This window comes from Micromonospora sp. CNZ322, from assembly GCF_007827755.1.
This window is the reverse complement of the sequence record NZ_VITD01000006.1, coordinates 376,876-399,804: the sequence shown is the minus strand read 5'-3', so window position 1 is coordinate 399,804 and position 22,929 is coordinate 376,876. Positions and strand designations below refer to the sequence as shown.

The following is a 22,929-nucleotide window of genomic DNA, read 5'->3' as shown; positions in this document are numbered from 1 at the left end:
GGCCCCGGTGGGCTTCCACAGGTCATGACTGGTTGGGACACCGGATCGGTCACATCGACCGCGGCGGCACCGGTGTCACCGCTTGCGGCGGCGCCCGAGCGACTCGTCGGCAGCGGGCAGCGGGGTCCGGGTAAGACTGTCGGCGAGGCCCGCGAGCCACCGGTCGACCTCCACCAGGTGCCGGACCGACTGATGGTCGGCCTCGCCGAGGAGCGGACGGATCCGGTCCAGCTGGTCGACGCAGCTGGTTGAGACCGACGCCCGGTCCGATGTCCGGCCGTGGGCGACCTCGTCGGCGAGGGCGTCGTACGCCGATCGCAGGCGCCCGGCGGAGTCCCGCAGCAGCGCCGCCGCCCCGGGCCAGCCGGCGAGGCAGCCGGGCGGGTTGCGGCGCAGCAGCGACTCCGCGCCGGGCACGACGTGGTGCCCGGTGCTCAGCACGGCGTCCCAGTTCACCTGTTGACGGTGCGGATCGTGCCGCTCAGAGTGGTACTGGCAGTACGACGAGTCGATCAGGACCATCCGGCGACGGACCCGGCCGAGGGCACGCGCGGGTGGCGGAGCATCGCCGAGCATCGACTGGACCGTCTGTTCGACCGCGTCCGCGCTGGCCGCCAGGTACCGGGTGGCGTTGTGCCGCAGGTCGTGGCCCGCGCCGCGCGGCCAGATCGCCACCCCGGCGAGCACACCGATCACCGCGCCGAGCAGCACGTCGACGAGGCGGGCCTCGGCGAGCCGCCACCCTTCCGGGCTGAGCTGGGCGAAGACGACAGTCAGCAGCACTGTGAACAGCGCCTGCTGCCACACCGGACCGAGCAGGCGGCCGACGCCGAAGGCCAGCAGCAGGGTGACCGGCAGGACGACGGCGTACACGATCGGATCGTCGACGACAACCATCACCCCGCCGCTGACGACCGCACCGATGATCGTGCCCAGCACGGCCGGCCGCAGGGCGGTACGGGTGTCGGCGGCCGACGTGCGCAGGACCGTGAGGGTGGCCAGCAGCACCCAGAAGCCGTGGGTCAACTGCAACACCCCGGCGGCCACCCGGGCGATGGCCAGCGCCACGGCCAGCCGCAGCGAGCTGTGCAGGTGGACCGAGCGCGGCGCCAGGTGGGAGCGGAACTGCCACCAGTACAGCGTCCACGGGCTGCGTCGGGCGTACTCGAACAGCGCCGAGGAGGCGTCGTCGCCGCCGAGCCGCGCCCCGGTGGCCACCCGGGAACCGACGACGAAGACCCGCACCTGGTCCGCGAGGGCCAGCGCGGTCGCGTCCCGGCACAACCGGGGTACGTCCGGCGCGTCGCGGACCTGGCCGTCTCCCACCGGGTACGCCGCCTCGGCTCGTCCGACCGCCACATCCAGGTCGGCCGGGGTCACCGCCGGGGCACCCGGCGACAGGCTCCGGCCGACCGCGCGGGTGGTGTCCGCGCACGAGCGCAGCAGACGCGCCGCCGCCAGGTCCGGGATCGGCTCCGGCGGGGCGTCCGCCGCCAACCGGTCCGCCTCGCCGAGCACCTCCCGTAACGCGGCCGCGCAGATCCGCAACGCCCGATCCCGAGCGCCCGCAGCGGTGGGCGCCCCGGCCGGAGGGCTGCGGTTCAGCTCGATCGCCGCCACCACGTCGTGCGCCCGCTCGCGCCGCCCGTCCGGGTCACCCGCAGCGGCGTGCGGGTGGGTCAGGGCGTCGGCGGTGGCGTCGAGGAAGGCGGCGACGCCGTCCGCCGCCTCGGCGAGGCGCTGCCGGTAGGAGACCGGCACCGGGTCGGGCCAGAGAAACACCTCGGCCGCGGCGAGCAGCACTACGGCGAGGGTCACCCCACCGAGTCGCTCCGGCAGGGTGTCCGGCTGGTACGGCGGGAACGACGCCAGGATGTAGAAGAGCTGGAACGCGCTCGCCAAACCCACCAGACGAGGGTTGCCGACCCCGGCGAACGCCACCACGAACCCGACGACCAGCATGCCACCGGCGGCCGCCCAGGTGCTCCACGCCAACAGCGAGCCCGCCGCGATCAGCGCCCACACCACCGGCAGCGACAGCACGAGGATCCGCGCCCGTTGCGGCGCCGGACCAGGGAGCTGCGCGAACGACCCGGCGGCGATCGTGCCGAACAACCCGTACGTGGCGAGCGTCGAGCTGCCCGCGCCGTACCGGCAGCCGTAGAAGACGACGGACCCGACGAGCGTCAGCCGGGCCGCGCGTCGCAGGATGGCGTCACCCGGGTCACGGCGGCGAAGCCGGCCAAGGAGGCTGGTTCCGAGCACGACCGCTCCCCCGGTTCGTCGCAGCACCCCTCCCCGGCCCACCATTCTCCACCGCGCGCCGCGACCGGCGGCGGGTTTGGCGACGAATCACCGCCGGGACCCGCCGAGCAGGCCGAGCCGGAGGGCCCGGAACAGGGTGCCGGGGCGACTGAGGGCGGCCGGGTGGTCGAGCATGGTGGTGACCCGGCCCAGCCGGGCATTGAGCACCGGGTCGGTCAGCGACGCCCGGAAGAGCAGGTCCCCGAACCACTTGGTGACCTTGTAGCCGGGCGGGTACGGCCCGTCGACGTGCGGCAGCTCGATGTCGGCGGTGGTGGAGATCTGCCAGGCGGCGTCGACCACCACGCGGACCTGGTCGAAGTACGCGTGCGCGGGCTCGTCGTGCGGCTTCGGACCGTAGCGCAGGTACTTCGACAGACAGGAGGCGTGCAGTGTCGCGGAGGTCATTCCCTGCCCGTACACCGGGTTGAAGGACGCGACCGCGTCGCCGGCGGCGACCAACCCGGCGGGCAGACGGTCGAGCTTGTGGAAGTCGCGGCGTCGGCTGTCCGCCTGGTGGTACGTGACCACGCCGCCGAGCATCTCCCCGCGTTCGGCGATGTCACCGAACATCTGCGGGTAGTGCTCCCGGCAACGGGCCGTGAAGTCGGCGACGTCGCGGCTGGGCCGGTCCCCGTCGTAGCCGGCCACCAGCATGATCCAGCGGTCCCCCTCGACCGAGTTGATCCCACCGATCCGGGCGGTACGCCCCTTGCCCGCCATGGTGTGGAAGACCGCCACCCAGGCGTCGCTGACCGACTCGTCGCGCTTGAAGAGCGCCGTGGCGTAGTTCAGCTTGATCGGCATGCGGTGCAGCGGCGGGCGCGGCCACCCGTGCTCGGCCAGCCAGTCGCTCAACCGGCTGGACCGCCCCATCGCGTCGACCACCAGGTCCGCCGCTTCGACGATGGGCTCGGTGCCACCCTCGGGCACGTACCGGGCGCCATTGACCCGCCGCTCGTCGAAGAGCAGACCCTCCGCCCGGCCGTACACCATGCGGATGTTGTCGATGGTGAGGGTGCGTCGGCGGACCAGCGCCTCCAGGAACGGACGCGTGGTGATCAGCGCCGGCCCGGTGCCGGTCGCCGCGGGCGGCAGACCCAACATGCCGTTCACGAAGATCTTCGCCGTGCCCGGGTCGCGCGGTGGCGGCGGGGCGCCGAGCGCGAGCGCCTCCTCGGCGATGCCGGGAAACCAGCGCTCCAACTGGACCTGACCGGCAGGCAGCAGCGCGTGCACCTGACTGCCCTGGGGCACACCCGGCCGTGGACCGGCGTCCACATCGGACGGGTCCCGTTCAATGATCAGCACTTCCTCGGCGTGGTCGCTCAACACCCGGGCCGCCAGCAACCCGGCCATGCTGCCACCGAGCACCACCGCCCGTCGCATGACCACTCTGGTCTCGGCGGGTGGTTCGGCCGTCGCTATCTCGGCGAAGAGCCGGGACGGAGAGGGGGGCATGGGATCACTCCTCGAACGGTCGGGATACCTCGGCATCCACGACCGTAACCATCGAGGGCCCCGCCGTCAGCGCTGAGTTGGCCCGCCATGTCGAGTTGGCGCCCCGGCTGCGGTGGCCAGGTCCCCGGCGAGCCCTGCGGGCCAGGACCGCGCCGGGTCCGGCCACTGATCAACTCGGCTTTCAGGTAGTCGCGGTGTCCGAGCGGCTCGGATGCCCCGAGTATCAGGAAGCCGAGTGGATCACCGCCGGACCGGGGTCGCGGCGGCACTCGGCCGCCGCGACCCCGGGTCCACGCCTCGGCTCAGGCCGGGGCTCCGGCCGGCGTGGCCTCCTTCTCGTCGGGGTGGGACGCCGCCTCGTCGTCGTGCTCGTCGACCATGGTGGCCTCGTCGAACGGGTCGTTGCCGCTCAGCACACCGGCCGCCCGCTCCCGGTCGAACTCCCCGGTCCAGGTTCCCACCAGTACGGTCGCCACCGCGTTGCCGGCGAAGTTGGTCAGCGCCCGAGCCTCCGACATGAACCGGTCGATGCCGACGATCAGCCCGACCCCGTCGACGAGGTCCGGCCGGTGCGACTGGAGGCCACCGGCCAGCGTGGCCAGCCCGGCACCGGTGACCCCGGCGGCGCCCTTCGACGCGATGATCATGAACAGCAGCAGTGAGATCTGCTCGCCGATGGCCAGCGGCTTGCCCAGCGCGTCTGCGATGAACAGCGACGCCATGGTCAGGTAGATCGCCGTACCGTCCAGGTTGAACGAGTAGCCGGTCGGCACCGTGATGCCGACGACCGGCTTGCTCACACCGAAGTGCTCCATCTTGGCGATCAGCCGCGGCAGCGCCGACTCCGACGACGAGGTCGACAGGATCAGCAGGAACTCCCGGCTCAGGTAACGCAGCAGCGAGAAGATCGAGATCCGGGCCACGAACCACAGCAGCGCGCCCAGGAAGACCAGCACGAAGATCAGGCAGGTGGCGTAGAAGCCGACCATGATCTGGGCGAGGCTCTTGAGGGCGTCCACGCCGGTCGCGCCGACCACGGCGGCCATCGCGCCGAACGCGCCGATCGGCGCCAGCCACATGATCATGGCGAGGACCTTGAAGACGACCCGCTGGATGACGGTGATGGCGCTGAGCACCGGCTCACCCCGCCGGCCCATGGCCTGGACGGCGAAGCCGACCAGCAGGGCGACCAGCAGCGTCTGGAGCACCTTGCCCTCGGTGAGCGAGGAGAGCAACGTCGTCGGGATGATCCCGAGCAGGAAGTCGGCAGTACCGGCGGCCTCGTCACCGGCGGCGGCCTTGCCGGAGCCGACGAGATCCGGGCCGAGGTTCAGGCCCGAGCCGGGGTGGATGAGGTTGCCGACGACCAGGCCGATGGCGAGCGCGACTGTCGACATGGTCAGGAAGTAGCCGAGGGCCAGGCCGCCGACCTTGCCGACCTTCGCGGCCTGCCGGACGGAGCCGACGCCGAGCACGATGGTGCAGAAGATGACCGGGCTGATCATCATCTTGATCAGGTTGACGAAGCCGGTGCCGATCGGCTTGAGTTCCTTGCCGAAATCGGGCGCGACCAGGCCGACCACGATGCCGGCGACCACGGCCACGATGACGGCCAGATACAGGTAACGGGTACGGTCCCGGCGGGCCGCCGGTGCCGGGGTGGTGGCGGATGCGGTGGTGTCCATGTCGACAATGTGAAGCGCGTCTCACCCGTTGACAGCCTTGCGGTCATTCTGTTCACCGCGATGGCAGAAACGGTGGCGCGACGAAGGAGGTGGTGGAGGTGGCCCGACGCCAGTGGAGCATCGCGGGGCAACTCTTCGCCCTCCAGGCGATGGTCGTGACGCTGCTCGTGCTGGCCGGCGCGGCGGGCGCCGTCTGGTTGGCCCGCAGCGACTCCCGCCAGGCCGCGCAGGAGGAGGTGCTCGCTGTGGCGCAGACCGTGGCCGGCTCCCCCGACGTCCGGGCGGCCCTCACGACCGCCGACCCCGCCGGGGTCCTCCAGCCGTACGCCGAGTCGACCCGGAAGGCCACGGGCACCGACTTCGTGGTGGTGATGGCCCCCGACCGCACCCGTTTCTCGCACCCGACCCGGGACCGGATCGGCGAGCCGTTCGTCGGTGAGATCGGGCCCGCTCTGGCGGGCCGCGCGTTCACCACCACCAACGTCGGGACGCTCGGCGAGTCGGTGCGCGCTGTCGTTCCGGTGTACGACGAGCAGCGACGCCTCGTCGGTCTGGTCTCGGTGGGCATCACCACCCGCGAGATCGACAAGAAGCTGCTCGGCCAGCTGCCGGTGCTGTTCGGTGTGGTCGCGCCGGCTCTGGCTCTCGCCGCGACGGGCTCCTGGCTGCTCAGTCGCCGGCTCCGTCGCCAGACGCACGGTCTGGGGCCGGCCCAGATGACGCGGATGTACGAGTACTACGACGCCGTCCTGCACTCGGTGCGCGAAGGTCTCGTCGTGCTGACCACCGATCGTCGGGTGGCACTGGTGAACGACGAGGGCCGCCGGCTGTTGGGGCTCGACGCGGACGCGCCGGTGATCGACCAACCGTTGGCCGGGATCGACCTGCCGCCCGCGGCGGCCGAGCTGCTCGACTCCGGGCGTGACGCCCGCGACGAGCCGATCCTCGCCGGTGACCGGGTGCTCGTCGCCAACCAGCGGACCACCCGCTTCGAGGGCACGGTGCTCGGCACCGTGCTGACCCTGCGCGACCAGACCGAGCTGCGCACCCTGGCCAGCGAGCTGGATTCGGTGCGCGCGTTGACCGAGGCGTTGCAGGCGCAGACCCACGAGTCGGCCAACCGGCTGCACACCGTGCTGACCCTGGTGGAGCTGGGCCGCGCCGACGAGGCCGTCCGGCTCGGCACCCGGGACCTGGCCCTCGCCCAACAGCTGACCGACCGGGTGGTCGGCGCGGTGACCGAGCCGGCGTTGGCCGCGCTGCTGCTCGGCAAGTCCGCACAGGCCGGCGAACGTGGGGTGGATCTGGTCATCGAGCCGGACTGCCGCCTCGACGACAGTCCGCTGCCCACCGGCGACCTGCTCACAGTGGTCGGCAACCTGGTCGACAACGCCTTGGAGGCGGTGGCCGGTACGCCAGCCCCCCGCCGGGTGCGGGTCTTCGTCGGCGCTACCGACGACGAGCTGGTGGTCCGGGTGGCCGACAGCGGCCCCGGTCTGGCACCGGAGCGGGTCGCCGACGCGTTCCGGCGCGGCTGGTCCACCAAGAGCACCGGCCGGGGCCTCGGCCTGGCGCTGGTCGGGCAGGTGGTGCGCCGGCACGGCGGCAGCGCCGAGGTCTGTCGCTCCGACGACGGCGGCAGCCTGTTCACCGTCCGGCTGCCGAGCAGGACCGAGCGGTCATGACCGCCATCCGGGTGCTGGTCGTCGAGGACGAGCCGCTGCTGGCCGAGGCGCACAGCGCGTACACCGAACGGGTTCCCGGTTTCGTGGTGGTCGGGGTGGCGCACACCGCGCGGGCGGCGATGGCGGCCCTACGCGCCAACGACGGCGGCGACGTGGACCTCGTACTCCTTGATTTTCGGCTGCCGGACCTGCACGGCCTGGACGTCTGCCGGGCGCTGCGCGCGGCCGGCAGCAGCGTCGACGTGCTCGCGGTGACGTCCGCGCGGGACCTGGCGGTGGTGCGCACCGCCGTGTCTCTCGGGGTGACGCACTACCTGCTCAAGCCGTTCACGTTCGCCGCGTTCCGCGACAAGTTGGAGCGGTACGCCGACTACCGCGCCCAGGCGCTCGCCGACGGCGAGGTCGCCGCCCAGCACGAGGTGGACCAGATGTTCGCCACCCTGCGCGGCACCGCCGGGCACAGCCTGCCCAAGGGGCTCGACGCGCAGACCCTTGATCGGGTACGCGCCGCGCTCACCGACGGCACCCGCGCGGAGGTCGGGCTGTCCGCGACCGAGGTGAGCGCGCTGAGCGGCATCTCCCGGGTGACCGCCCGCCGCTACCTGGAGTACCTGGTGACGGTCGACCGGGCGGCCCGCAGCCCCCGCTACGGCACCCCCGGCCGCCCCGAGGTCGAGTACCGACCCCGCTGACCCCTCGCCGATCTTGCGGTTCCTACTGGGACCATTGCCCGCAGAAGCGACATTTCCACAACAGCAAGTGCAAGATCGACCGGGGTGGGCCGTAACCGGTGGCGGGGCAGAGATCCGTTGTTAGACTCGGCGAGTTGGGTTGACGGTACGACCAGGGAGACCAGACATGGCGGGTGACGACGACATCTCCGGGTGAGACCGGATGTGTTCGGCCATTGGTTCGGCGCGCCTCCTGCGCAGCCGCCATGGCCATTTGTCGTTCCACCGGTTCCCGTTGTCGTCGGGCGGCTGAGGCGCGCCCACCCCACCCTTTGAGGTCACTCGCATGTCTGATGCGTTCATTGTCTGCTCGAACCTGTCCTTCTCCTGGCCGGACGACACCCCGGTCTTCTCGGAGCTGTCCTTCACCGTTCCCGACGGTCGCACCGGCCTGGTCGCGCCCAACGGCGCCGGCAAGAGCACCCTGCTGCGGCTGATCGCCGGGGAGCTGCGGCCCAGCGGCGGCAGCATCAGCGTCGACGGTGTGCTCGGCTACCTCCCGCAGACGCTGCCGCTTGTCGGCGACCTGAGCGTGGCGCAGGTGCTGGGCGTGGCCGGGCGGATCGCGGCGCTGCACGCCATCGAGGCCGGCGACGCCAGCGAGGAGCACTTCGCCACCATCGGCGACGACTGGGACATCGAGGAGCGCACCCGCTCGGAGCTGGACCGGCTCGGCCTGGGTGAGCTGTCGCTCGACCGCCGGCTGCACACCCTCAGCGGCGGCCAGGTGGTCTCCCTCGGCCTGGCTGCGCAACTGCTGCGCCGCCCGGACGTGCTGCTGCTCGACGAGCCGACCAACAACCTCGACCTGGAGGCCCGGCACAAGCTCTACGACGTCCTCACCGAGTGGTCCGGGTGCCTGCTGCTGGTCAGCCACGACCGGGAACTGCTGGACCGGATGGACCGCATCGCCGAGCTGGACCAGGGCGAGATCCGCTGGTACGGGGGCAACTTCACCGCGTACACCGAGGCGGTGCAGGCGGCACGGGAGGTGGCCGAGAGCAACCTGCGCAACGCCGAGCAGGAGGTCAAGCGGGAGAAGCGGGAGATGCAGCAGGCCCGGGAACGGGCCGACCGGCGGGCCAGCAACGCCTCGAAGAACCTGAAGAACGCCGGCCTGGCCCGGATCGTCGCCGGTGGGCTCAAGCGCAGCGCGCAGGAGTCGGCGGGCAAGGCGCAGGAGACACACTCGTCCCGGCTCGGTCAGGCCAAGGCCCGACTCGACGAGGCCGGCCGGGCGGTACGCGACGAGGACCGCATCGTGGTGGACCTGCCCGACACCACCGTCCCGGGCGGGCGCACGGTCTTCTCCGGCCACGGGATGCGGGCCCACTTCGACGACCGGGAGCTGTTCGGCGGCGACGGCGCCGACCTGGTGATCCGGGGGCCGGAACGGATCGCCCTGACCGGGGCGAACGGCGTCGGCAAGTCGACACTGCTGCGCCTGGTCAACGGTGACCTGCAACCGTCCGGCGGTGAGCTGAAGCGCGGCGAGGGACGGATCGCGTACCTGTCGCAGCGGCTGGACCTGCTGGACCTCGACCGTACGGTGGCGGAAAACTTCGCCGCGTACGCGCCGAGCCTTCCGGACGCCAAGCGGATGAACCTGCTCGCCCGGTTCCTGTTCCGGGGTGCCCGGGTGAACCTGCCGGTCGGGGTGCTCTCCGGCGGTGAACGGCTGCGCGCCACCCTCGCCTGTGTGCTCTGCGCCGAGCCGGCGCCGCAACTGCTGCTGCTCGACGAGCCGACCAACAACCTGGACCTGGTCAGCGTCGGTCAGTTGGAGAGCGCGCTGTCGGCGTACCAGGGGGCGTTCGTGGTGGTCAGCCACGACGAACGGTTCCTCGCCGAGATCGGCGTGCAGCGCTGGTTGCGGTTGGCCGACGGCCAACTGCGCGAGATCAGCGCCCCCGAGCGGGTCTGAGCCCGGCGGTCCGGCCGGCGCACGCCGGCCGGACCGAGGCCGGCTCAGCTCACGTTGGCCGGACCGAGGCCGGCTCAGCTCACGTTGGCCGGGCCGAGGCCGGCTCAGCTCACGTTGGCCGGGCCGAGGACGCTCTTCAGGTCACCCATCAGCGCGGTCGTCGCCGCCACCCGGAACGGGCCCAGCCGCAGGGTGGTGGTGCGCCCGCCGTTCTGGAGTTTGACGTGCACCTCGGTGTCGCCGGGGTGCAGCACCAGGGTCTCCTTGAGTTTCTCCACCAGCGGTGGCGTGCAGCGGTGCACAGGGATGGTGAGGGTGACCGGCTTGTTGGTGGCGCTGGTGCTGACGTCCGGCATGGACATGTCCATCGCCATGATCCGTGGGGTGTCGTCGCGGCGGTCCACCCGACCCTTGACCACCACGATGGCGTCCTCGGCGATGTACTGCCCGATCACCTCGTAGGTGTTGGGGAAGAACAGCGTCTCCACCCCACCGGCCAGGTCCTCCAGGGTGGCCGACGCCCATGCCCGGCCCTGCTTGGTGACCCGGCGCTGCACTCCGGAGAGGATGCCGGCGAGGGTGACGACAGCCCCGTCGGGCACCCCGCCCTCCTCGGCCAGGGAGGCGATGGTGGTGTCGGCTGCCGCGTTGAGGATGTGCTCCAGGCCGAACAGCGGGTGGTCGGAGACGTACAGGCCGAGCATTTCCCGCTCGAAGGCCAGCTTGTCGCGCTTGTCCCACTCGCTGTCGCCGATGGTCGGCATCACAGTGGTGCTGCCGGTGTCGGCGTCACCGAAGCCGGCGCCGAACAGGTCGTACTGGCCGACGGCCTCCTTGCGCTTGACGTCGGCGTACGCGTCGATCGCGTCGGCGTGCACCGCGAGCAGGCCCTTGCGGGGGTGGTCGAGGGAGTCGAAAGCGCCCGCCTTGATCAGCGATTCGATGGTCTTCTTGTTGCAGACCACGGCATCCACCTTGGACAGGAAGTCGTAGAAGTCGGCGTACTCGCCCTTCTCCTCCCGGCAGCGCATGATCGACGCGACCACGTTCGCCCCGACGTTGCGGACGGCGGCGAGGCCGAAGCGGATGTCCTTGCCGACCGGGGTGAACGGCCCGGCCGAGGTGTTCACGTCCGGCGGCAGCACCTGGATGCGCATCCGGCGACACTCGGCCAGGTAGAGCGCCATCTTGTCCTTGTCGTCGCCGACGCTGGTCAGCAACCCGGCCATGTACTCGGCCGGGTAGTGCGCCTTCAGGTACGCGGTCCAGTAGGAGACCAGGCCGTACGCGGCGGAGTGCGCCTTGTTGAAGGCGTACCCGGCGAACGGCACCAGGACGTCCCACACCGCCTGGATCGCCTCGTCGGAGTAGCCGCGCTCGCGGCAGCCGTCCCGGAACGGGATGAACTCCTTGTCGAGGATCTCCTTCTTCTTCTTACCCATGGCGCGGCGCAGCAGGTCCGCCTGACCCAGGGTGTAGCCGGCGAGGATCTGCGCGGCGCGCTGCACCTGCTCCTGGTAGACGATCAGGCCGTGGGTGGGCTCCAGGATCTCCCGCAGCGGCTCCTCCAGCTCCGGGTGGATCGGCGTGATCTCCTGGAGGCCGTTCTTGCGCAGCGCGTAGTTGGTGTGCGAGTCGACGCCCATTGGGCCGGGTCGGTACAGGGCCAGGACGGCGGAGATGTCCTCGAAGTTGTCCGGCTTCATCAACCGCAGCAGGGACCGCATCGGCCCACCGTCGAGCTGGAACACGCCCAGGGTGTCACCGCGGGCCAGCAGCTCGTACGCGGCCTTGTCGTCCAGCGGCAGGCCCAGCAGGTCGAGCTTCCGGCCGTGGTTCAGCTCGATGTTCTTGACCGCGTCGTCGATGATCGTCAGGTTGCGCAGGCCGAGGAAGTCCATCTTCAGCAGCCCGAGCGACTCGCAGGTCGGGTAGTCGAACTGCGTGATGATCGCCCCGTCGGCGTCGCGGCGCATCAACGGGATGTGCTCGATGATCGGCTCGGCGGACATGATGACGCCAGCTGCGTGCACACCGGTCTGCCGGATCAGCCCCTCGATGCCCTTGGCCGTGTCGATCACCTTGCGAACGTCCGGGTCGGAGTCGTAAAGGCCGCGGATCTCGCCCGCCTCCGCGTAGCGGGGGTGCTTGTTGTCGAAGATGCCGGTGAGCGGGATGTCCTTCCCCATCACCGCCGGAGGCATGGCCTTGGTGATCCGGTCGCCGACCGCGTACGGGAAGCCGAGGACCCGGGCCGAGTCCTTGATCGCGGCCTTCGCCTTGATCGTGCCGAAGGTGGCGATCTGGGCGACCTTGTCGTCGCCCCACTTGTCGGTGACGTACTTGATCACCTCGCCGCGCCGGCGCTCGTCGAAGTCGATGTCGACATCCGGCATCGAGACCCGCTCGGGGTTGAGGAACCGCTCGAAGATCAGGCCGTGCTGGATCGGGTCCAGGTCGGTGATGCCCAGCGCGTACGCGACGAGCGACCCGGCGGCCGAACCACGGCCCGGACCCACAGCGATGCCCTGGTTCTTCGCCCACTGGATGAAGTCGGCGACCACGAGGAAGTAGGACGGGAAGCCCATCTGGTTGATGACGCCCAGCTCGTACTCGGCCTGGACGACGTGCCCCTCGGGGATGCCGTTCGGATAGCGGCGGGCCAGGCCGGCGAAGGTCTCCTTGCGGAACCAGGACTCCTCGGTCTCCCCCTCGGGCACCGGGAAGCGCGGCATCAGGTTGTGGAACTCGAACATGCCCTTCGGGTCAACCTTCTCGGCCACCAGCAGTGTGTTGCGGCAGCCTTCCTGCCACAGCTCGGACGAGTCCACTGCACGCATCTGATCGGCGCTCTTGATGAAGTAGCCGCCGCCCTCGAACCGGAACCGGTTGGGGTCGTCGATGTTGCTGCCGGTCTGCACACAGAGCAGCACGTCGTGGGCGGTGGCCTGCGCCTCGTGGGTGTAGTGGGAGTCGTTCGTGACCACCGGCGGGATGTCCAGCTTGCGGGCGATCTCGGTGAGCCCCTCGCGGACCCGGCTCTCGATGGAGAGGCCGTGATCCATGATCTCCAGGAAGTAGTTGTCCTTGCCGAAGATGTCCTGGTAGCTGGCGGCGACCTTGAGGGCCTCGTCGAACTGACCCAGCCGCAGCCGGGTCTGCACCGCGCCGGACGGGCAGCCGGTGGTGGCCATGATCCCCTCGGCGTGCTCGGCGATCAGCTCCATGTCCATCCGGGGCCACTTGACGTAGTGCCCCTCCATGGAGGCGCGCGAGTTGAGGGTGAACAGGTTCTTCAGGCCCTGCGCGTTCTTCGCCCACATGGTCTTGTGGGTGATCGCGCCGTTACCGGAGATGTCGTCGCTCTTCTGCTCTGGGCGACCCCACTTGACCCGCGCCTTGTGATAGCGCGACTCCGGCGCCACGTACGCCTCGACGCCCAGGATCGGGGTGATCCCGGCGGCCATCGCCTGGTTGTAGAAGTCGTTCGCGCCGTGCATGTTGCCGTGGTCGGTGATCGCCACAGCGGACATGCCCAGCCGCTTGGCCTCGGCGAACAGGTCCTTCAGTCGGGCCGCTCCGTCGAGCATCGAGTACTCGGTGTGCACGTGCAGATGCGCGAACGAATCAGCCATGCGTGGCGCCCCCCGGCGGTGTGGATCTTGTTGGTCGGAGCCGACCGGGACCTACCCTACCGAGGTGATCTCGGCGGCTCCACCGTCCGCGCCGAGGGTGGCCCTCGTCTCCTGATCCTCCCCGGGTGCGCCTAGTCTCGGAGGATGGCGAGGTACTACGACGTACACCCGGAGAACCCACAGCCCCGGGTCATCGGGCAGGTCGCCGACCTGATCCGCAGCGGTGGGCTGGTCGCCTACCCGACGGACTCCTGCTACGCGCTCGGCACGCAACTGGGCAACCAGGACGGGCTGGACCGGATCCGGCAGATCCGACACCTCGATGATCGGCACCACTTCACGCTGGTCTGCCACGACTTCGCCCAGCTCGGCCAGTTCGTGCAGATCAGCAACTCGGCCTTTCGCCTGGTGAAGGCGTCCACCCCGGGCAGCTACACGTTCATCCTGCCGGCCACCCGAGAGGTGCCCCGCCGGATGCTGCACCCGAAGAAGCGGACCGTCGGCGTGCGGGTGCCCCGGCACACCGTCACCCAGGCACTGCTGGCCGAGCTGGCCGAACCGCTGGTCTCCAGCACGCTGGTCCTGCCCGGCGACGAGGAGCCGATGACCCAGGGCTGGGAGATCAAGGAACGGCTCGACCACCAGCTCGACGCGGTGCTCGACGCCGGCGACTGCGGTAAGGAGCCGACGACTGTGATCGACCTGTCCGGGCCCGAGCCGGAGATCCTGCGCAGGGGCGCCGGAGACGTGTCCCGCTTCGATTGACGCCCTCTCCGCCCTGGAGGGCGGAGATTCCGGTCTGCTACACCCCCGAAGGGGCAAGCTCCCGGTGGGTTACCGCTTCCCTGCGCGGTGCCGGCACGGGTGCCGGTCTTACCTGCGCTCCACGGTCGTTGAGGTCCGCCCGTCCGGCGGCCCTGATGTTCTTGGCGGCGTTCACGTCTCGGTCGTGCAGGCTGCCGCATGGGTAGCCCCACTTCCGGACGTTGAGCGCCATCTTGTCGTTGATCCGGCCGCAGTCCGAGCACATGCGGGTCGACGGGAAGAACCGATCTACCCGGGCGAAGGTGCGCCCATGCCGGGCGGCCTTGTACTCCAGCATGGCCGCGAACTGCGACCACCCAGCGTCGTGCACCGACTTCGCCAACCGTGTCCGGGCGAGCCCGGACACGCACAGGTCCTCGACGAACACCGCTTGGTTGTCGCGGATGATCTGCGTCGAAAGCTTGTGCTGCCAGTCCCGCCGGGTGTCGGCCACCTTCGCGTGCGCGCGGGCGACCTTCCGGACGGCCATCTTGCGGTTGTTGCTGCCCCGCTGCTTGCGGGACAAGCCCTGCTGCAACCGGCGCAGCTTGCGGGCCGCACGGCGCAGGAACTTCGACGCGCTCACCTTCGTCCCGTCGGACATCACGGCGAAGTGCGTCAACCCCAGATCGATGCCGACCTCCAAGTCCAGCTCGGGCAACGGCTGGTCGGCGGTCTGCACCACGAACGAGGCGAAGTGCCGACCGGCGGCGTCTCGGACCACCGTCACCGACGTCGGCGCAGCCGGCAACTCCCGCGACCAACGAACTTCCAGGTCGCCGATCTTCGGCAGCCGCAGTCGACCGTTGTCGAGGACCTTGAACCGGGCGTTGGCGGTGAACCGGACGGCCTGCCGGCTGTCCTTGCTGGACCGGAACCGGGGAGCGGCGACCTTGCGACCCTTGCGCTTGCCCGACAGCGAGGCGAAGAAGGCGCGGTAGGCCTTGTTCAGGTCAGCGAGGGCCTGCTGCAACACCACCGATGACACCTCGCCCAGCCACGCCCTCTCCGGGGTCAACTTGGCCACGGCAACCCGCTTAGACAGCTCGGCGTCCGTCGGATACGGCAGGCCAGCCTTGTGTGCTTCCTGTCGCACGCGCAGCCCGTCGTTGAACACCACCCGCGCGCACCCGAACGCCTTCGCCAGCGCCTCGCGCTGAGCGGCATCCGGGTAGAGCCGGTAGTTGTACCGAAGCCGGACGGGATCGAATCTAACACTGGCCTATGGCTGACCTCGGAGACGTCCGCACCGGTACACACTGCACTTTCGCATTGCACGCCCACTTGGTCTTCGTGACCAAGTACCGGCACCGAGTCTTCTCCGACCAACACCTCAAGCGAATGGAGGACATCATGCGGACGGTGTGCGCCGACTTCGACACCGAGTTGGTCGAGTTCAACGGCGAAGACAACCACGTCCACCTACTGGTGACCTTCCCACCCAAGGTCGCCCTGGCGAAGCTGGTCAACTCTCTCAAAGGTGTGTCCAACCGGCGGCTGCGCCAAGAATTCCCCGACCTCGCCCGCCACTACCACCACACCAACCGCCTGTGGTCCGCGTCGTACTTCGCCGGCTCCATCGGCGGGGCACCCCTGAGCATCCTGCAGCAGTACATCAAGCAACAGAACCGCCCGGCCCAGGGCACGCACGGGCCTTGACGACCCTCCCACGCGGGCCTTCACCACGCCCTGAACGACGGTGCACTAGCCCGCATTTCGTTAGCGCGCCGGTTCGGGTCGGGTGCCGGACGGTACGGGGCCGCTGCGGCGGCACCTGTCCTACGCTCAGGGATCGGCACCGGCGAGCATTGGACACCCGGCATGCCCGACGCGGACGACATCGACGCCCTGGCCCGGTCCGCCGCGCGCGGCGACCCGGCGGCGCTGGACGCCCTGCTGGTCGCGGTGCGCCCGGAGGTGCTGCGACTGTGCGCCCGCTTCCTGCCCAGCCGGGAGGACGCCGAAGAGGCCTGCCAGGACACGTTGCTGGCGCTGGCCGGCGGCATCAGCCGGTTCGAGGGGCGTTCCTCGTTCCGCACCTGGCTGCACCGGCTGACCGCCAACCGGGCCCGCTCCACGTACCGCACGCTGCGCCGCCGCTGCCGGCTGGAGGCCGAGGGCGTACCGCTGCCCGACCAGGCCGACCCGCGACGGACCAGCGTGGTCGCCGGCACCCGCCTCGACCTGCTCGACGCCTTCGACTCGGTCCACCCCGACCTCGCCGAGGTGGTCGCCCTGCGCGACGTCCTCGGGCTGAGCTACCCCGAGATCGCCGCCCTGCTCGACGTGCCGCTGGGCACTGTGAAGTCCCGGTTGCACCTGGCCAGGCGGCAGGTCCGGCAACGGCTCGACGCGCAATGAGCCGCACGTCGTTCCGCCGGGTCGTCGTCGTCCTCGCGGTCACCGTGGCGGTCGCCGGCTGCGGCGGCGCCGACGCCGTCTCGCCCCTGCCCGTCCAACCGCCCGGGCCGACCCGTTCGACGCCGGCCACCACCGCGATCCCCACGATCTCCGCGACCGCCGCGCCCACCGGGTCGCCGTTCCGACCGCCGCCGACCAGCGCGCGCCCGGCCGCGCCACCGCCCGCACCCACCAGAACAAGGGGTACGCCCCGAACGACTCCCCCGCCGACCGACGCGACGCCGGCCTGTCAGGGCGCTGTCCGCTACGACCTGCCGCTCGCCGAGACAGAGATCGAGCTGCTCACATCGCTCTGCTTCGCCACCGGTGCGGTGCTGCGCATCCAGGGCATCGGGCCGGGGCTGGTCACCGTGGACCGCCCGGAGCTGGTCTCCCAGCAGTACGAGGCGGGCGTGGTGGACATCCGCTTCGTCCGCCCCGGCACGGTCGCCGTGACGATCCCCAAGGACGGCCGGGAGCACACCATCACCGTGGTGGTCCGCTAGGGCGGGCTCGGCCGCACCTACCGCAGGTGCACGCCGGCGAGCAGGGTGTCCAGGAAGTCGGTTCCGGCGTCCGCGGGTGGGGCGATCTGCACGTACACCAGGGCGGGTCGGCCGGGGTGCAGGGCGGCCGACTCGATGATCTGCGGCCGGCCCCGCTCGCAGCGGTACGCCACGACGGTCCACTCGACGCCGGCCTGCCGGGTGACCCGGGCCGGCGCGGACGTGCAGTCGCCGTGCGTGCGCTCGGCCAGGAACCCGGCGGGCGTGGCACGGGCCGCCGTGCTGGCGGAGAGACCCACGAACGCTCCGGGCAGGCGAGGGTCGGCAGCCCAACGGCGGGGTTGCGGCGACATCACCAGCGCCGGTTCGGGTTCGCCGTCGGCGCCGTACTGACCGGCCCAGGTGGCACCCGTGGCGGACCAGCCGGGCGGCAACGTCACTGTCAGCGGCCCGGTCGTGTACGTGCCGCCGACCGGCCGCGCCGACCCGGCACCACCCGGCTCGGCGCCCACCACACCCACCGCGGCGACGGCCACCACAGCGGCCCCGGCCCGCCGCAACCGGTACGAGCGGCCCGCCCCCGCCCGGGGTGACGGCTGTCGCCGCACGGGACCGGCCGCCGGAGCCGGCCACCCCGCCGGGCCGGTCGCGCGGATCAACGCTGCGTGCAGGGTCGCGGCGTCGGGGTAACGTTCGGCCGGGCGGTGGGCGGTGGCCCGGGCGAGCACCGCCGCGACCGCCGGAGGCACGTCGTCCCGAAGTCGGATCTCCGGGGAGTGCCGAGGCGGATGAGGCCTGGTCGGGTTCGCGCTCGACGGGGCGGCGGCCAGCAGTCGGATGCCGAGTCGGCCGAGCCCGTACACGTCGGCGCGGGTGTCGATCACCGCCCCCGGATCGTCCTGCTCGGGGGCCATGTAGCCCGGGGTGCCGGCCCGGGCGGTCAGCCCGGAGGCGGCGGCGAGCGCCTTGGCCAGGCCGAGGTCGGCGATCAGCACCTGTTCCCCGCCGCCGGGGCCGGCGGAGCGGAACAGGATGTTGCCCGGGGTGAGATCACGGTGCACGACGCCGTGGCGGTGCAGTACGGCGACCCCGGCGCAGACCTCACCGAGCAGCCGCAACGCCGTCGGCGCGGGGAGCTCGCCACCGGCCAGCCGGTCCCGCAGGCTTCCCCCGTCCGCCCAGGCCAGGACCGCGTACGGGCGGCCGTCGGGCAGCTCACCGACGGCGTGCACCCGGATCAGCCGCTCGTGCTCCAACCGGCGCAGCAACCGGGCCTCGTCGAGGAAGCGTTCCCGCACCCGTAGGTCATGGCTCCAGTTCTCGGCCAGCACCTTGATCGCCACGTGCGCGTCGAGCGCCCGGTCGTAGCCCAGCCAGACCATCGCGAACGAACCGACGCCGAGCAGTCGCTCGACGGCGTAGGGCCCGATCCGCAGTGGAGCCGTCACGGCGTCACCCCCGACCGGCGTTTCTCTGCACAGTAGACCGGACCGGTCGCGATTCCGACGAACCGTTGGCCCTGGCGCGGTGACTAACAGTGCAGGAGACCCATCACCGAAGGAGCCACCATGAACCGTCCCGCGATCCTCCTCACCACCGCCGCGTTGGCGCTCGGCACGCTCGTCCCGGCGACCGTCGCCGGCCCGGCTGCGGCAGCGCCCCCGGCCGGCGGCGCCGCGTACGCCTCGGCCCGCGGTCCGCGCGCCGTCGACCCCGGGCACAGCCACCCGCAGGTGCTCAGCGTCGGTGGCGTCGGCGTGTACCGCATTGGCGCCAGCCTGGCGTCGCTCATCAGGAACGGGCACGTCGGCTGGACCGCGCCGGGTTGCGACGGGGTGGTGCGCACCGGCGCGACCGGATCCTTGGCGGGCGTGATCCTGCTGGCCTTCCGCGACGGGCGACTGGTGGAGGTCGGTACGGCCACCGCGCCGCCGCAGTCCCCCGCCGGCGCCACTGTCGGTATGTCCTTCGACGAGTTGGAGGCGATCTACGGCTGGCGGGGTTCGCTGATCCGCAACGACGCGGGGGACGCCGAGGCGTACCTGGTCCGGGTCGGGTCACGGGTGGAGTTGTTCACCGGGCACCCGATCCGGCCCGGGGTGGGCTACTTCCAGGTCGGACCGGCCAGCTTCGTCGAGCGGAACTTCCGGCAGGGCCCGTCCTGCTGACTTTTCCCAGGTGCGGGGCGTCCGGTGTCGACCGGGCGCCCCGCACGTCGTATCGGCCCGAACGAGGGCTGGGCGGACACGATGATGTCGCGCTAGACAACACTGTGTGCCACACAGTATGGTGTGACACATGGTTAGCGAGGACGTTCTACGGACGCACCTACAGGAGTTGCGGCGAGGCACCGTCGTGGTGGCCAGCCTGGTCGCGCTGCGCCGACCGGACTACGGCTACGCACTGCTGCAACGGCTCAGCGACCACGGCTTCCCGGTCGACGCCAACACGCTCTACCCGCTGCTGCGCCGCCTGGAGGACCAGGGGCTGCTGACCAGCGAGTGGAACACCGAAGAGAGCCGACCGCGCAAGTTCTACCGGACCAGCGACGAGGGCGAGTCGATGCTGAGCCGGCTCCTCGACGACCTCGCCGCCGTGCAGACCTCCATCACCGGGCTGATCCAAGGAGTGGACCGATGAACACCCTGACCGACCGCTACCTCGCCGCCACCCTCCGCTCGGTGCCCGCCCAGCGCCGCGACGAGATCGCCACCGAGCTGCGGGCCTCCATCGACGACATGATCGAGGGTCGGACCGATGGAGGGCAGGACGCCACCACCGCCGAGCGGGAGGTGCTCACCGAGCTGGGCAACCCCGACGTGCTGGCCGCCCGGTACGCCGACCGCCGGCTGCAGCTCATCGGTCCGACCTACTACCTGCTTTGGCTGCGACTGCTGAAGCTGCTGCTCAGCTTCATCCCAGCGCTCGTCGGCACGATCGTCACAGTGGTCGAGGCGGCCGAAGGAAAGGGTTTCGGGGCCATCGGGCCGGGCATCGTCGCGGCCATGCAGGTGGCCGTGCAGATCGCCTTCTGGCTCACAGTGACCTTCGCCATCATCGAGCGCACACAGACGGCCGTGGACCTGCCGGAGTGGACGGTCGACCAGCTGCCCGACGCACCGGTGCGACGAGGCATCCCCCTCGCCGACACCATCGCATCCGTGATCATGCTGGTGCTGACCATCGCGTACCTGCCGCTTCAGCACTACCACTCCTGGGTGCGCGGCACCGACGGCGAGAACATCCCGATCCTCGACCCGGCGCTCTGGTCGTTCTGGCTGCCGGCGCTGATCGTGGTCCTCGCCGCCAGCGCTGTGGTCGAGATCGTCAAGTACCGGATCGCGCACTGGACCTGGACGATCTTCGGCATCAGGGCCTTGCTCAGCCTGGCGTTCGCGGTGCCGCTGATCTGGCTGGCGCTCTCCGACCGACTGCTCAACCCGGCCCTCGGCGAGCGGCTCAGCTGGCTGGCGGAGGCGGACAACCGGGACTCCCTCGGCCTGGCCATCGCGGTGGGCGCCGCCGCGATCGTGGTCTGGGACCTGATCGACACAGCAGTGAAGACCCGGCGGCAGACCGCGTGAGTGATCCCCGACCCGACGGCCCGGCGCGTACCCCGCGCCGGGCCGTCGCCCGTCGTGGTGACCACGGCGGGCCGCCCGGTTGGAGGGCCTGGTGGGCGGCGTGGCATCGTTCCCGGATGACAGTGGCACCGCGACCGGAATGGCGTCGTCCGGGTCCAACGGCGGAGCAGCGCCGAAACGACCTCTGGATCGGCCTGGGGATGACCGGGCTGGCGTTGGTCAGTCTGACCCTGGCCCGCAGCACCGGCGCGTTCCTGCTGGGCCCACCGCCGTCCGGGCCGGAGCAGCTGTTCTGGACCGTCGCGGTGACCCTCCCGCTGATCTGGCGACGACGCTGGCCGACCGCGACCCTGCTGGTGGTCGCGGTGGCGTTCATCGCCGCGCAGGCCCGCTCGGCCCCGGAGAGCCAGTTCTCCTCCTGGGCCCTGTTCTGCGCCCTCTACACAGTCGGCGCCTGGGGCCAGGACCGCCAACTGTCCCGCCGGCTGCGGATCGGCGTGATCGCCACGATGTTCGCCTGGCTCGGGATCTACTACGCGGTGATGATCGACCACATTCCGGCGGACACCTTCGCCGACGCGGTCGGGCCGGTACCCCCGGTGCTCGCCGCGATGGTCAACGGTGTGCTGCTCAACGTGCTGGTCTTCGGTTTCGCGTACTTCTTCGGCGAGACCGCGTGGGTGGCCGCGCGCCGCGAGCACGAGCTGCGCGCCCAGGCCGAGGACCTGCGCCGGTCCCAGGCCGAGGCCCGGGAACGGGCGGTGCTCGGCGAACGGGTCCGGATCGCCCGCGAGCTGCACGACGTGGTCGCCCACCACGTGTCGGTCATGGGCGTACAGGCATCCGCCTGCCGCCGGGTGTTCGACCGCGACCCGAACAAGGCCCGCACCGCGCTGACCGCCATCGAGCAGAGCGCCCGCACCGCCGTCGACGAGCTGCGTCGGATGCTCGGCGTGCTGCGGACCTCCGCCGGCACCGACGCCGCGCCGCCGGCGGCCGGCGGCGTCGAGCGGATCGACGAGCTGGTCGAGCGGGCTCGGGCCGCTGGGCTGACGGCCACCCTCGGGGTGTACGGCGACCCGGTCGCGTTGCCCGAATCGGTCTCCCAGACGGCCTACCGGGTGACGCAGGAGGCGGTGACCAACACCCTGAAGCACGCCGAGGCGGCCCTGCTCGACGTGCGGGTCCGGTACCTGGCCCGGGAGGTGGAGGTCGACGTGACCGACGACGGGCGGGGCGGCGGCCGGGCCGACACCGTCGGGTTGGGCCTGATCGGCATGCGCGAACGGGTCGCCGCCCACGACGGCGACCTGGAGGCCGGGCCGCGGGCCGGCGGCGGCTGGCGGGTACGCGCCCGCTTCCCCCTGGCGGCGTCAGCGGACCGGCCGGTGGGCCCACAGCGGGAGCCGAGCGACAGGCAGCAGGCGGCAGCCGGCGCGGAGCCGTCGGCATGAGCGCGGCAGCCCAGCGGGCACCCGACACCGGACCGACGGTGCGGGTGCTGCTCGCCGACGACCAGCACCTCGTCCGTACCGGCTTCCGGGTCATCCTCGAGGTGGAGGACGACATCGAGGTGGTCGGTGAGGCCGCCGACGGCGAACGGGCCGTCACCATGACCCGAGCCACCCGCCCCGACGTCGTACTCATGGATGTGGAGATGCCCGGGATGGACGGCCTGGAGGCCACCCGGCAGATCGTCGCCGACGGCCCCGGGGCGCCCGCGGTGCTGATCCTCACCACGTTCGACCGCGACGACTACCTGTTCGCCGCGCTGCGGGCCGGGGCCAGCGGCTTCCTGCTCAAGAACGGCACGCCGGAGGAACTGATCGAGGCGATCCGGGTGCTGGCCAGGGGCGACGGTCTGCTCGCCCCGGAGATCACCCGCCGGGTGATCTCCACCTTCGCCCGACCCGGCGACCCGGCGGGCACCGCCCACCGGGGCCCGGACGCCCATGCCGCGTTGGCCGAGCTGACCCCGCGCGAACGGGAGGTGCTGATGCTGCTCGCCGCCGGGTCGAGCAACGCGGAGATCGCCACGGCCATCCACCTGGGAGAGGCGACGGTGAAGACGCACGTGAGTCGGGTACTGGCCAAGCTCGGCCTGCGCGACCGGGTGCAGGCCGTGGTGTTCGCGTACGAGAACGGGGTGGTCCGCCCCGGCGGGTGACGGCGTCCGCCGCGAGGTGGACCCGCCCGCTCACCCGCCGGGC

Annotated in this window: 17 protein-coding genes and 1 pseudogene; 12 read left to right on the top strand and 6 right to left on the bottom strand. The window is 71.3% G+C overall.

Features of this window, described 5'->3' with window-relative positions; genetic code table 11:
* Nucleotides 1–75: 75 nt before the first annotated feature.
* The 3 genes from FB453_RS17685 to FB453_RS17675 form a co-directional block, all read right to left on the bottom strand.
* The gene (locus FB453_RS17685; RefSeq protein WP_486480313.1) at nucleotides 76–2,265 is read right to left on the bottom strand and encodes an FUSC family protein; all 2,190 of its coding nucleotides are present in this window, start codon (nucleotides 2,263–2,265) and stop codon (nucleotides 76–78) included.
* Between the two features lie 87 nt (nucleotides 2,266–2,352).
* Nucleotides 2,353–3,765, bottom strand: a complete 1,413-nt coding sequence (locus tag FB453_RS17680; protein ID WP_222431364.1) for an FAD-dependent monooxygenase family protein — start codon at nucleotides 3,763–3,765, stop codon at nucleotides 2,353–2,355.
* Between the two features lie 302 nt (nucleotides 3,766–4,067).
* Nucleotides 4,068–5,450, bottom strand: coding sequence for a cation:dicarboxylate symporter family transporter (locus FB453_RS17675; RefSeq protein ID WP_145791605.1), 1,383 nt, complete (start codon nucleotides 5,448–5,450; stop codon nucleotides 4,068–4,070).
* A gap of 98 nt (nucleotides 5,451–5,548) precedes the next feature.
* On the opposite strand from FB453_RS17675, the gene FB453_RS17670 reads away from it, so the two are divergent.
* The 3 genes from FB453_RS17670 (at nucleotide 5,549) to abc-f (ending at nucleotide 9,790) form a co-directional block, all read left to right on the top strand.
* Nucleotides 5,549–7,135: a sensor histidine kinase gene (locus FB453_RS17670; protein ID WP_145791603.1), complete on the top strand. Its 1,587-nt coding sequence runs from the start codon at nucleotides 5,549–5,551 to the stop codon at nucleotides 7,133–7,135.
* Complete coding sequence (locus FB453_RS17665) at nucleotides 7,132–7,827, top strand: response regulator (protein WP_112699762.1); 696 nt, start codon at nucleotides 7,132–7,134, stop codon at nucleotides 7,825–7,827. Before FB453_RS17670 ends, FB453_RS17665 begins: the two co-directional genes overlap by 4 nt.
* 325 nt (nucleotides 7,828–8,152) lie before the next feature.
* Nucleotides 8,153–9,790, top strand: a complete 1,638-nt coding sequence (gene abc-f / locus FB453_RS17660; protein ID WP_145791600.1) for a ribosomal protection-like ABC-F family protein — start codon at nucleotides 8,153–8,155, stop codon at nucleotides 9,788–9,790.
* Nucleotides 9,791–9,894: 104 nt separating this feature from the next.
* On the opposite strand, the gene dnaE is transcribed toward abc-f, so the two are convergent.
* Nucleotides 9,895–13,425, bottom strand: coding sequence for a DNA polymerase III subunit alpha (gene dnaE, locus FB453_RS17655; RefSeq protein ID WP_112583357.1), 3,531 nt, complete (start codon nucleotides 13,423–13,425; stop codon nucleotides 9,895–9,897).
* 144 nt (nucleotides 13,426–13,569) lie between these two features.
* On the opposite strand from dnaE, the gene FB453_RS17650 reads away from it, so the two are divergent.
* On the top strand, nucleotides 13,570–14,190 hold the full coding sequence (locus FB453_RS17650; RefSeq protein WP_145791597.1) for an L-threonylcarbamoyladenylate synthase: 621 nt from the start codon (nucleotides 13,570–13,572) through the stop codon (nucleotides 14,188–14,190).
* A 37-nt stretch (nucleotides 14,191–14,227) separates the two neighbouring features.
* Here the strand turns inward: FB453_RS17650 and FB453_RS17645 are convergent.
* Nucleotides 14,228–15,415, bottom strand: a pseudogene (locus FB453_RS17645) (RNA-guided endonuclease InsQ/TnpB family protein); the annotation flags it as partial.
* Between the two features lie 38 nt (nucleotides 15,416–15,453).
* Between FB453_RS17645 and tnpA the strand changes: the two are divergent.
* The 3 genes from tnpA to FB453_RS17630 all read left to right on the top strand — a co-directional run bounded on the left by tnpA (nucleotide 15,454) and on the right by FB453_RS17630 (nucleotide 17,135).
* The gene (gene tnpA, locus FB453_RS17640; RefSeq protein ID WP_145791594.1) at nucleotides 15,454–15,888 is read left to right on the top strand and encodes an IS200/IS605 family transposase; all 435 of its coding nucleotides are present in this window, start codon (nucleotides 15,454–15,456) and stop codon (nucleotides 15,886–15,888) included.
* Between the two features lie 162 nt (nucleotides 15,889–16,050).
* Complete coding sequence (locus tag FB453_RS17635) at nucleotides 16,051–16,590, top strand: RNA polymerase sigma factor (RefSeq protein ID WP_145791592.1); 540 nt, start codon at nucleotides 16,051–16,053, stop codon at nucleotides 16,588–16,590.
* On the top strand, nucleotides 16,587–17,135 hold the full coding sequence (locus FB453_RS17630; protein ID WP_145791589.1) for a hypothetical protein: 549 nt from the start codon (nucleotides 16,587–16,589) through the stop codon (nucleotides 17,133–17,135). The genes FB453_RS17635 and FB453_RS17630 overlap by 4 nt, the downstream gene beginning before the upstream one ends.
* 17 nt (nucleotides 17,136–17,152) lie before the next feature.
* Here the strand turns inward: FB453_RS17630 and FB453_RS17625 are convergent, their stop codons facing one another.
* Nucleotides 17,153–18,583: a serine/threonine protein kinase gene (locus tag FB453_RS17625; protein ID WP_145791586.1), complete on the bottom strand. Its 1,431-nt coding sequence runs from the start codon at nucleotides 18,581–18,583 to the stop codon at nucleotides 17,153–17,155.
* A 120-nt stretch (nucleotides 18,584–18,703) separates the two neighbouring features.
* Between FB453_RS17625 and FB453_RS17620 the strand changes: the two genes are divergently transcribed.
* From FB453_RS17620 to FB453_RS17600, 5 genes are all read left to right on the top strand, one after another.
* Entirely contained in the window at nucleotides 18,704–19,303 is a 600-nt protein-coding gene (locus FB453_RS17620; protein WP_145791583.1) for a hypothetical protein, read from the top strand.
* Nucleotides 19,304–19,433: 130 nt separating this feature from the next.
* Nucleotides 19,434–19,775 (top strand): PadR family transcriptional regulator, encoded by a 342-nt coding sequence (locus FB453_RS17615; protein WP_145791581.1) that lies wholly within the window; start codon nucleotides 19,434–19,436, stop codon nucleotides 19,773–19,775.
* Nucleotides 19,772–20,719, top strand: coding sequence for a permease prefix domain 1-containing protein (locus FB453_RS17610; RefSeq protein ID WP_145791578.1), 948 nt, complete (start codon nucleotides 19,772–19,774; stop codon nucleotides 20,717–20,719). Before FB453_RS17615 ends, FB453_RS17610 begins: the two co-directional genes overlap by 4 nt.
* Before the next feature lie 116 nt (nucleotides 20,720–20,835).
* Entirely contained in the window at nucleotides 20,836–22,173 is a 1,338-nt protein-coding gene (locus FB453_RS17605) for a sensor histidine kinase (protein ID WP_145791576.1), read from the top strand.
* Nucleotides 22,170–22,886: a response regulator transcription factor gene (locus FB453_RS17600; RefSeq protein WP_145791574.1), complete on the top strand. Its 717-nt coding sequence runs from the start codon at nucleotides 22,170–22,172 to the stop codon at nucleotides 22,884–22,886. The genes FB453_RS17605 and FB453_RS17600 overlap by 4 nt, the downstream gene beginning before the upstream one ends.
* Nucleotides 22,887–22,929: the final 43 nt, after the last annotated feature.